Annotated in this window: 9 protein-coding genes; 3 read left to right on the top strand and 6 right to left on the bottom strand. The window is 63.6% G+C overall.

What is annotated here, in order from left to right:
* Positions 1-55: 55 nt before the first annotated feature.
* Both ACKAMS_RS14525 and ACKAMS_RS14520 read right to left on the bottom strand, forming a co-directional pair.
* Positions 56-1,519: a trehalose-6-phosphate synthase gene (locus ACKAMS_RS14525; RefSeq protein WP_020906320.1), complete on the bottom strand. Its 1,464-nt coding sequence runs from the start codon at positions 1,517-1,519 to the stop codon at positions 56-58.
* 103 nt (positions 1,520-1,622) lie between these two features.
* Positions 1,623-1,796 (bottom strand): hypothetical protein, encoded by a 174-nt coding sequence (locus ACKAMS_RS14520; RefSeq protein ID WP_020968508.1) that lies wholly within the window; start codon positions 1,794-1,796, stop codon positions 1,623-1,625.
* A gap of 155 nt (positions 1,797-1,951) precedes the next feature.
* Here ACKAMS_RS14520 and ACKAMS_RS14515 point away from each other — a divergent pair, with 155 nt between their 5' ends.
* Both ACKAMS_RS14515 and ACKAMS_RS14510 read left to right on the top strand, forming a co-directional pair.
* Positions 1,952-3,706 carry an ABC transporter ATP-binding protein gene (locus ACKAMS_RS14515; RefSeq protein WP_113682157.1) on the top strand — a complete coding sequence of 585 codons (1,755 nt, stop codon included), beginning with the start codon at positions 1,952-1,954 and terminating at the stop codon, positions 3,704-3,706.
* A 23-nt stretch (positions 3,707-3,729) separates the two neighbouring features.
* Positions 3,730-5,502, top strand: coding sequence for an ABC transporter ATP-binding protein (locus ACKAMS_RS14510; RefSeq protein ID WP_084326963.1), 1,773 nt, complete (start codon positions 3,730-3,732; stop codon positions 5,500-5,502).
* Between the two features lie 17 nt (positions 5,503-5,519).
* Here the strand turns inward: ACKAMS_RS14510 and ACKAMS_RS14505 are convergent, their stop codons facing one another.
* On the bottom strand, positions 5,520-6,455 hold the full coding sequence (locus tag ACKAMS_RS14505; protein ID WP_020906323.1) for a methionyl-tRNA formyltransferase: 936 nt from the start codon (positions 6,453-6,455) through the stop codon (positions 5,520-5,522).
* A 110-nt stretch (positions 6,456-6,565) separates the two neighbouring features.
* Between ACKAMS_RS14505 and ACKAMS_RS14500 the strand changes: the two genes are divergently transcribed.
* Positions 6,566-7,369, top strand: coding sequence for an alpha/beta fold hydrolase (locus ACKAMS_RS14500; RefSeq protein WP_020906324.1), 804 nt, complete (start codon positions 6,566-6,568; stop codon positions 7,367-7,369).
* 59 nt (positions 7,370-7,428) lie between these two features.
* On the opposite strand, the gene ACKAMS_RS14495 is transcribed toward ACKAMS_RS14500, so the two are convergent.
* The 3 genes from ACKAMS_RS14495 to ACKAMS_RS14485 all read right to left on the bottom strand — a co-directional run bounded on the left by ACKAMS_RS14495 (position 7,429) and on the right by ACKAMS_RS14485 (position 10,479).
* Entirely contained in the window at positions 7,429-7,698 is a 270-nt protein-coding gene (locus ACKAMS_RS14495) for a metal-sensitive transcriptional regulator (protein WP_007734349.1), read from the bottom strand.
* Positions 7,699-7,788: 90 nt separating this feature from the next.
* On the bottom strand, positions 7,789-8,199 hold the full coding sequence (locus ACKAMS_RS14490) for a DUF302 domain-containing protein (protein ID WP_020968512.1): 411 nt from the start codon (positions 8,197-8,199) through the stop codon (positions 7,789-7,791).
* Positions 8,200-8,331: 132 nt separating this feature from the next.
* Positions 8,332-10,479, bottom strand: coding sequence for an MMPL family transporter (locus tag ACKAMS_RS14485; protein ID WP_408989177.1), 2,148 nt, complete (start codon positions 10,477-10,479; stop codon positions 8,332-8,334).
* Between the last annotated feature and the right edge of the window lie 104 nt (positions 10,480-10,583).

The raw sequence follows: 10,583 nt of genomic DNA, 5'->3' as shown, positions 1-10,583 counted from the left end.
CAGGCTGGGGCCGCGGAGATTCACTCTCCGCGGCCCCAGCCTTTGTGCACTGTCCTCAGTGGTCTTGTGCTTCGGCCGGGGCGATCAGCGCCGGACCTGCGGCACCGCCGTGCGCGAGCGCGTCGAGGAACGAGCGTGCCCAGCGGTCGACGTCGTGGGTCAGGACCTGACGACGTAGCGCACGCATGTGGCGTCGGCCGTCCTCTCGCGGTTGATTGAGGGCCTTCTCCATCGAATCCTTGACGTCGTCGAGGTCGTGGGGATTGCACAGGAAAGCCTGGCGGAGTTCTGCTGCAGCGCCGGTGAATTCGCTGAGCAGCAATGCGCCGCCCAGATCACTGCGGCAGGCGACGTACTCCTTGGCGACCAGGTTCATACCGTCACGCAGCGGCGTGACCAGCATGAGGTCGGCAGCGACGAAGAACGCGACCAGTTCGTCGCGGGGGATCGGCCGATGGATGTAGTGGACGACGGGGCGACCGACTTCGCTGAACTCGCCGTTGATCCGGGAGACCTTCTGCTCGATGTCTCCGCGCATCTGTACGTAGCTTTCGACACGTTCGCGGCTCGGGGTCGCCAACTGCACCATGACCGTGTCGGCGGGATCGATGCGCTTCTCCATGAGAAGTTCGTGGAGTGCGGCGAGCCTGACGTCGATGCCCTTGGTGTAGTCGAGGCGGTCCACGCCCAGCATGATGTGCTTGGGGTTTCCGAGTTCTTTGCGAATCTGCTTGGCGCGGTCTCGAATTGCCTTGGTGCGTGATAGCTCGTCGAGCTTGCCGGAGTCGATGGAGATGGGGAATGCACCGACGCGGACGCTACGGAAACCTACTTGCACCACACCGAGTTTGGAGCGGACGCCGACGGTTCCGCGTGAAGTCTGCTGTCCGGCAAGGCGTCTGGCCAGATAGAGGAAGTTCTGTGCGCCACCCGGAAGGTGGAAGCCGATGAGGTCGGCGCCGAGGAGGCCTTCGACGATCTCGGTGCGCCACGGCATCTGCATGAACAGCTCGACCGGGGGAAACGGAATGTGCAGGAAGAATCCGATGGTGAGGTCGGGGCGCAGCATCCGCAGCATCTTCGGTACCAACTGCAGCTGGTAGTCCTGGATCCAGACGGTTGCGCCCTGAGCCGCTGCCTTGGAAGTGGCTTCGGCGAACCGCCGATTCACCTCGACGTAGGCGTTCCACCATTCGCGGTGGTACTCGGGTTTGACGATGACGTCGTGATAGAGCGGCCAGAGGGTGGCGTTGGAGAACCCCTCGTAGTACTCGTTGATCTCCTCGGCGCTCAGCGGCACGGGGTAGAGCTCGAGTCCGTCTTCGACGATGGGGTCGAGATCGGCGTCGGGCACGCCCGCCCAGCCCACCCACGCGCCCTGATTGCTGCGCAGGATCGGCTCGAGAGCGGTGACCAGTCCACCGGGGCTTCGCTTCCAGCGGGTGGTGCCGTCGGGAAGCCGTTCCAAGTCGACGGGCAGGCGGTTCGCTACGACGACGAACTCAGCCTGCCCGGACACGGTGTCACCGGTCGAAGAAGCAAGTGCGCTGTCAGAAAGGGTTGAACTGGTCGAATCCGGACTGACAGGCACGTGGTTCCTTCTCGGTCGGTGAGGGAAAGATTCAGTCGAGCTTGGCGGCAGGAGAGATACCGAGCATCGAGAGCAGCATCCTGCACTCGTCGGCATCCTCCGCGTACGCAGCGACAACGTGCTGCGCCATGCGCGCTGTTTCCTCGGCGACGGTCTCGATTTCCTCGTCCGCGATCTCGGTTTCGACGGTCGTGTTCTCAGCCATCATGTTCCTCTCGTGCTTGCCTGCACGGCGCAAGCAATGTTTCTTACTCGCGACTCTATGAGAACTGGGCGTGTCGACGCTAGTTGCTCATGTATTAGGGTCGACTTACTTATCTCTGTACTCACTTTATCGCTTCCACCGATGCTTGGAGTTCCATGAGTTCGACCCCCTCGAGTGTGACCGTCGACTCGGACGAGCCCGATAGTGGCAATCACAGTGGTGCTGCGATTTTGCGACGCGTCCTCGTCCGCAACCGTCGCCCGCTCGCTATCGGCACGGTTCTGGTCTGTCTGCACCAACTGACCGAGACGGCGGTGCCGATCTCCATCGGTGTGATCATCGACCGTGCCGTGGAGACTTCGGACACCACGGCCCTGATCGTCTCCATCGTCGGCCTCGCGGCTCTGTTTCTCGTTCTGACGGCCGCGTGGCGCTTCGGTGCACGCTTCATCGTCACCGCGATGCAGCAGGAGGCTCATCGCCTCCGGCTCGAGGTGGCGCACCGCGTCCTCGATCCGCGCGGGGTGCGAACCGATCTGCGTTCAGGTGAACTGCTGACTGTTTCGACATCGGACGCCGAGCAGACTTCGTGGATCGCGGACATCGTCCCGCGCGCGGCTGCGGCCCTGACGGCTGCGGTCGCGTCGGCCGTGGCGTTGGTGTGGATCGACCTCTGGCTGGGATTGGCCGTTCTGATCGGAACGCCGGTCATTCTCGGTCTGCTGCAATTGGCGGCGCCGCTCATCACGTCGAGGGCCACCGGTCAGCAGGCGTCGATCGCGCGGGCGTCGGCGATGGCTACGGATCTGGTCAGCGGATTGCGTCCACTGCGCGGTATCGGTGGTGAGAAGACCGCGTCGGCTCGCTATCGCACAGTCAGCCGTCAGGCGCTCGCGTCGACGATCGGCACGGCCAAGGCGACCGGTATCTACACCGGCGTTGCCGCGACCGTCAGTGCGTTGCTCGCAGTCGGTGTTGCGGGCTTCGCCGGGTACTTCGCGTTGCAGGGCCGGATCACGGTCGGTGAACTGATCACCGTGGTGGGGCTTGCGCAGTTCATCATCGAACCGCTCGGATTGCTTGCGTCCATTCCCGGATACTTCGCGGTGGCGCGGGCGTCGTCGGATCGACTGGCATTGGTCTTGGACGCGGAGCCACTGCGGGGCGCGGGTTCGCAGACCGAACTCGAAGGCACCGACCTGACCCTCGACGGAGTCGAGTACAAGTCGCTCAAGGGCATCGACTTGCACCTGCCTGCGGGAGAACTGCTGGGCGTCGTGGCTTACCAGCCGCAGGACGCCGACGCTCTTGTCGCGGTCCTGTCCGGTCAGCTGGCTCAGGGCGCGTATCGCGGAGTGGTGAGGGTTGGCGGAATCAGCCTGTCCGACATGGACTTGCGATTGGCGCGTCGGACGGTGTTGGTGGAGCCGCACATCACCGATCTGTTCTCCGGGTCCCTCGCCTCGAACGTCACTGCGGGCGCCGGTGATGGCGCTGCTCTCGACATCCAGAGCGCTCTGGCGGCGTCGGCAGCGGCGGATGTCGTCGACGCACATCCGGACGGTCTCGACCTCGAAGTGACCGATCGAGGCGCCAGTTTGTCGGGAGGTCAGCGACAACGCGTCGCCCTCGCGCGCGCCTTGGTGGCACAGGCACCCGTGATGGTCCTGCACGATCCGACTACGGCAGTGGACGCGGTGACCGAGGCGTCGATCGCCGAAGGAATCGCAGAACTGCGGCACGAGGGTGCCGGTGGCATCCACACGACGGTATTGATCACCAGTAGCCCGGCCTTGTTGGCTGTGACGGATCGAGTGATCGTCTTGAACGACGGAGTGATTGCCTCGATCGGCACACATTCCGAACTCTCTCGCGGCGACGCGAACTACCGAGGAGCGGTGCTGCGGTGACGGCCACGGACATGACAACCGATATGCCGGCCGGGGAGAACGCGAAGGTGACCGAGCGCGAGCTGTTGCCGATCGCGGGTGGTCGACAGACCTGGAAGTGGTTGCGGGCAGCGCTGGCCGAACACCGGATGCAGAGCCTGTTGGTCCTGATCGTCGCGGCTTCGGCGTCGGCGATGGCCTTGGTGCCGATTTACGTATTCGGTGTCCTGGTCGACCGGGTCCGGGACAACGCGCCCACGTCGACGATCGTCGGGGTGGTCGTGATCATCGCCGCCGCCGCAATCGTGGGCGGTGTGTTCACCGGTGTGGCCGCCTATCTGATCAAGCGACTCGGCGAGACGATTCTGGCGGACCTGCGCGAGCGAACCGTGGACCGGGCACTGCGCCTCCCGATCCAGACCGTCGAGAAGGTCGGCAAGGGCGATCTGCTCTCACGAGTCGGCGACGACGTGTCGGTGATCGCCAAGGCCGTGTCCGACGTGGTTCCCGGCATGATCGCAGCAGTTCTGCTCGTGGCTCTGAGCATGGTGACCATGCTGGGACTCGACTGGCGCCTCGGCCTCGCCGGAATGGTCGCGCTGCCGATGTACGCGCTGGCGCTCAAGTGGTACCTGCCACGATCGGCTCCTATTTACGCTGCCGAGCGGGTAGCGATGGGCGCTCGTTCACAAGCGCTGATCAGCAGCCTCCAGGGTGCCAAGACGGTCCGCGCGTACAGCCTCGAGAAGGAACACCTCGGTCAGATAGATGCGGCGTCGGCAAAAGCGCGTGATCTGGCCGTCGGCGTGTTCGGCCTGTTCACGAGGTTCGCCGGTCGCGGTAACCGCGCCGAATTCGTGGGCTTGTCCATGATTCTCGTCGTCGGATTTCTGCTGGTCCGTGAGGACGTCGTGACAGTAGGCCAGACGACGACTGCTGCTCTGCTGTTCCATCGCCTGTTCAACCCGATCGGCTCGCTGCTTTACACCTTCGACGAAGTGCAGTCGGCCGGCGCCAGCCTCGCGCGACTGGTCGGCGTCGTCGAGATCGAGGAAACGGAGCCTTCGACGGATGCAGGTTCCGTTCCGGCCGACGGTTCGCTGCGTCTGGACGACATTCGGCACAGCTATGACGGTGGCCATGAGGTTCTCCACGGAGTGACTCTCACCTTGCGAGCGGGAGAGCGCGTGGCGCTCGTCGGTTCGACCGGAGCCGGAAAAACGACGCTTGCGGCGATCGCTGCCGGTTCGATCACTCCGACGTCGGGGCGGGTGTCGATCGGTGGTGTCCCGCTTGCCGACCTCGACGACCTACGACGCCACATCGCGATCGTGAGTCAGGAGGTCCATGTTTTTGCCGGGCCCCTGATCGAGGATCTGAGGTTGGCCGCTCCCGAATCCTCGGACGAGGACGTAGCCGCGGCACTGCGGACGGTCGGCGCGTACGAGTGGGTGGAGGCTCTCGACGAGGGAATGCTGACCGTCGTGGGCGAAGGCGGGCACGAGATGACGGCGGCACAGGCGCAGCAGTTGGCTTTGGCGCGACTGGTGTTGGCCGACCCGGCCGTCGCGGTACTGGACGAAGCTACAGCGGAGGCGGGCAGCGCCGGAGCACGGGAACTGGAAGCGACTGCCGAAGCCGCTACGGAGGGCCGCACCACTCTGGTTGTTGCACACCGGCTTACACAGGCTGCGGGCGCCGACCGAGTGATCGTGCTCGAACACGGACAGATCGTAGAAGAAGGCCCGCACCGCGAACTGGTGTCCGCGGGCGGGCGTTACGCACAACTGTGGGCGGCCTGGGAAGGTCGCGACTGAGGGGTTTGTTCAGACGATCAGGTTAGGTACCCGCCGCCGTGGGGGAAGAACTCGGCGGCGGTGTACTCGCTGCCGTCGTCGAGTCGGACGCGCTCGATCCGCAGTCCCTTGTTCTTGCCCGACCATGCGTCGGGGCCCGCGACGATCACCATGCCGTCGTCCTCCTGGATGAACACTCGGCCGGGGGTTCCTCCGTAGTGCCCGCGTGAGACGGACGCCTTCAGGATGCGGATGCGCCGGCCCTTGAACTCCGCGAAAGCGTTGGGGTACGGATCGGACTGTGCCCGGACGAAACGCTCGATGACCTCGGCCGGCCAGGACCAGTCGACGTGGCTGTCCTGTGGTGCACGCTTGTGGAAGAACGTGGCCTGCGATCGGTCCTGCGGCGTCCAGTCGGTACGGCCGGACGCGATCAGATCCAGGGCGTCGAGTGTGATGGGGCCGATCATGTCGATCGTGCGGTGGAACAGATCGGTGACGGTGTCGGTCGGGCCGACCGTCGTCGAACGCTGCAGCACGATGTCGCCCGCATCGAGTTCCTCGTCCATGAGGTGCGCCGTGAGCCCGACTTCTTCTTCGCCGTTGATCAGAGCCCAGATGAGCGGGGAGAATCCCGTGTACTTGGGCAGCAGCGAATCGTGGATGTTGAGGGTGCCGTACTTGGGTGCGTCGAAGACCTCCGCCGGCAGCCAGGTACGCCAGTTGTTGGCGACGATGATGTCGGGAGCTGCTTCGGCCAGCGCGGCTTTGAAGGCGTCGTCAGGCTTGTTCGCCACGTGAACGGGTACACCGTTCTCGGCCGCCAGATCTGCAACCGAGTCCGCCCACATCTGTTCGTAGACGTGTTCGCTCTTCGGGTGTGTGATTGCCAGCACGACCTCGTGATCGGAGTCGATCAAGGCCTGCAGGGTACGGTGGCCCCAGGTTTGGTATCCGAGCGTAGCGACTCTCAACGGGGGTCCTCCTGGACGAGCATGGGCTGGGGTTGCGGTCACACGACCGCCCATCAGCTTAGGCTATCCAACCAAAATTGTTGATCACACGTACGAGGAGGAAGGCTGACATGACGGTCGCCACAATCAACGGAATCCCCATCAATTACCAGGTCAAGGGTGATGGAGATCTGGTGGTGCTCATCATGGGGACCGGCAGCCCCGGCCGCGTCTGGGATCTGCACCAGACCCCGGCACTGGTGGCCGCCGGCTACCGAGTCTGCACCTTCGACAACCGCGGAATCGCACCGTCCGGCGAGAGCCTCGGCGGCATCACGATGCCCGACATGGTTGCGGACACCGCCGGACTGATCGAGCACCTCGGTGGCGGCCCCGCCCATGTCATCGGAACCTCGATGGGCGCCCGGGTGGCGCAGGAACTGACGCTCGCCAGGCCCGATCTGGTTCGCAAAGCAGTGTTCCTCGCCGGCCACGCCCGGATGGATCATTTCCAGCAGGTCCTGACCGAGGGTGAGCGCCAGTTGTTCGACAGTGGCGTCGCTCTGCCGGCCAAATACCGTGCCGCAGTGACCGCGGTGATGAACCTTTCGCCGGCCACGCTGGCAGACGATCACTCCGCGCGCGACTGGATGGATATCTTCGAGTTCACCGGCGGCGCAACGTCACCGGGTGTCCGCGCGCAGCTCGGTATGGACCGCGCCTTCGATCGACGGGGCGCGTACAAGTCGATCATGCGCCCCTGCCTGTCCGTCGCTTTCGCCGACGACCGCATGATCCCGCCCTACCTCTCCCGCGAGGTGGCGGACTGCATCGCGACGGCGTCGTTCGAAGAGATTCCCGACGCCGGACACTACGGGTACCTCGAGCGTCCGGAGGCCGTGAACAAGGTGCTGATCGACTTCCTGGCGAAGTAGTTTTCCGCACGCGAGAAAGGGCCTGACCTGCTGACTGCAGGTCAGGCCCTTCTCATATTTCAGGCCAGTGCCAGGAACAGCTTCTCGAGTTCGGCCTCGGTCATCGGTTCCTGACCTTCCGCGCTGTCACCGCTCAGGCATTCACGCAGCCCGGAAGCGACGATCTTGAACCCTGCTCGGTCCAGCGCCTTCGACACGGCTGCGAGCTGCGTCACGACGTCCTTGCAGTCGCGGCCGTTCTCGATCATCGAGATGACCCCGGCAAGTTGGCCGTGAGCACGCCGCAGTCTGTTCAGTACGAGCGCAATGCTCTCTTCGTCGCCGGTCATGGTGGCCCCTTCTCGAGTGTTCGTGCTGCGACCGAGGGTACCCCTGGGGGCATGTCACTGCTTGATTCAGTGTTTGATCCGGCTGCGGTGTCAGATCAACGAGTCGACGGCTGCCCGCAACTTGACGGCGGCGTCGGCCGCCACGGACTCCAGGCCTGGTTCGCCGGAAACCTGAACCATGAGAGCGGGATTCATCGCTTCGACGAAGAACGAATTCTCGGTAGTCGTATCTTCGCGGACGACAACGTTGCACGGCAGCAGGAGGCCGATCTGACGATCCACCGAAACTGCCCGATGGGCCAACGGCGGGTTACAGGCACCCAGGATCAGGTACTTTTCCATGTCCTCGTCCAGCTTCGCCTTGAGTGTTGCCTGCATGTCGATCTCGGTCAGGATGCCGAAGCCCTGCTCGGCGAGAGCAGCACGAGTTCGGGTGACGACGTCGTCGAAAGTTCCGGTGACCTTGGTTGCGATCGCTATCGGTTCTGTGGGTGTTGTCATTGCCCGCTCCTTGTCGTTGGCTGCGATGTCGTCGGCTTCGGTGCCATTGGCTTCGATGTCGTTGGCTTCGATTTCTCTTGTCTCCACCATACCCCTGGGGGTATCAAGAAGACAGTGATGTCGGGTACACGGTCAGCCATGCGAGAAGCTGATGTTCGGCAGGACGCGTCGTAACCATGCCGGCGCCCACCAGGCTGCCCGGCCGCTGAGGCGCAGGAGAACGGGCAGCAGCACCAAGCGGACGAGCACTGCGTCCAGGAGGACAGCTACACCGAGAATGATGCCCATTTCCTTGGGTGGCAAGGGATCTGCGAGCGCAAAAGTGAAGAAGACCGCAACCATCACCGCTGCTGCCGCCGCAATGACCCGACCCGAATGTGCGAGGCCGTCGATGTGTGCGGTCTCGGGGTCACCTGTGCGTTCGTAGTGCTCCTTGGCGCTCGAGAGCAGGAACACGGTGTAGTCCATCGCGATGGCAAAGATCATGGCGAAGAAGAAGACCGGACCCCACCCGTTGAGAAACCCCTGGGGATCGAAGCCGAGCAGGCCTGCTCCGTGGCCGTCCTGGAAAATCAACTTCGCGATTCCGAATGCGGCCCCAGTGGACAGCAGGCTGACCAGCGTGCCGATCAAGGCGATCAAGGGTGCCTGGAGGGCGATCAGCAGCAACAGGAATCCGAGCGTCAGAATCACGACCACCACGAAGGGAAGGTAGTCGTCGAGCGCCTGCTGAAGGTCGAGATTTTCAGCCGGAGCGCCGCCGACGAGCGCCGATTCCGGCAGTTGCGACCGAAGGTCGGCAAGGATGGTTTCCATCGCAGGATCTGACGGGTCGACGGTGGGAACTGCTTGCAGCATAACCAGATCGGATCCGTCGGCCGCCTGTTGCGTCGGGGTGATCATTGCGACGCCATCCACGCTCATGGCAAGACGCGAGGTGTCGGCTGCATCGTCGGCGGACGTGACGATCTGCAGCATTCCGGGAGCGCCGTCACCGAACTGCTGCTGTACCAGTTCATAACCCTGCCGAACCGGGGCGTCCTCGGGAACCACGGCGATGGAGGGCATTGCAACCTTCAGGCCGAACACCGGAACAACGAGAGCGATAAGGACGATCAATGCGCCGATGCCGAAAGGCCACGGGTGCTTGTGCAGCAGGGAAGCCCAAGCTGCGAACATCGGGGAGCGGTGCTGCTGGCGCTTTGCATACGGTAGTGAACCGCCGTTGACCTTGGCGCCGATCCGGCCGAGCACGGCAGGTAGCAGGGTGAGTGTTGCGGCGAGAACGAAGATCACAGCGAGCATGATTCCGACAGCCATCGTGCGTACGGCCGGGGCTGGAACGATGAGCACCGCAGACAAACTGACCAGAACTGTGAGGCCGGAGAGGACAACAGCTTTGCCGGCGGTGTCCATCGTTTGAGCCACGGCGGCCCGCGGATCCGGATCGGTTCGCAGTGCTTCTCGGAACCTGGCGACGAGGAAGAGTGCGTAGTCGATGCCGAGTGCGAGAGCGAACATCATCGCGAAGTTCATGGCCCACACGGAAATCGGTGTGATCTCGTTGAGGATCACAAGCCCGCCCGCCGAGGCGACCAGACCTGCGAGTGTCAGAAGCAGTGGGAGTCCTGCGGCAACCAGGGAGCCGAAGGCCAACACCATGATCGCGAGAGTGACGGGCCACGACATCATTTCGGCCTTGATCATCGCTTCGTGATTGGCCTTGTTGAAATCGCTCCACAAAGCCGACGCGCCGGTGGGGTACACCTCGATGGTGTCCGTGGACAATGCAGTGAGTTCCTTGCCGAGTTCGTCTACCGCACTGACCATCTCGTCGGTACTTGCGTTGGCGCCCACGATCATGATGCCGGTATGTCCGTCCGGGCTGATGGTCATGCCGGCCTGCGGGGCGACCACTTCGCCGAAACGAGGGTCCGCGGAGAAGATTTCCGTTGCCGCCGCCAGCGTTTGCTGCATCGACGGATCGGTGATGGGCACAGAATCCGAGTGAACGACCACCTGCACTGCAGCGGAGGAGTTTCCACCGAAATGCTGCTCGGCCAACTCGCGAACCTGCACTGATTCGGATCCGTTTGCCTGCCAACCTGCGCCGGCCAGGGAGGTGAAGACGCTGGGTGCTGCGGCGCCGAGTGCGACCAACGCGATCAACCAGACGCCGATGACGAGGCGGGTGTGCGCCGCCATCGATCGACCGAGGCGCGCGAGTATGCCGTCGGATTGGGCGGGTGGGTCCGCGGTGACTGTTCTGGTCGCTGACATCTTCGCTCCTGATACGGGTGGGGGTATTCCTGACCGTCACCTGTATACCCCCAGGGGTATGTATCTGTCACGTTTGAGGGTTCTCTATGCTGCTCGTTGCACCG

Origin of the sequence: Rhodococcus sp. 5A-K4 (genome assembly GCF_046097995.1) — a bacterium.
Lineage (GTDB): Bacteria > Actinomycetota > Actinomycetes > Mycobacteriales > Mycobacteriaceae > Rhodococcus_F > Rhodococcus_F erythropolis.
Note: the sequence above shows the minus strand (reverse complement) of the source record. Positions and strands in the feature narration are given on the sequence as shown.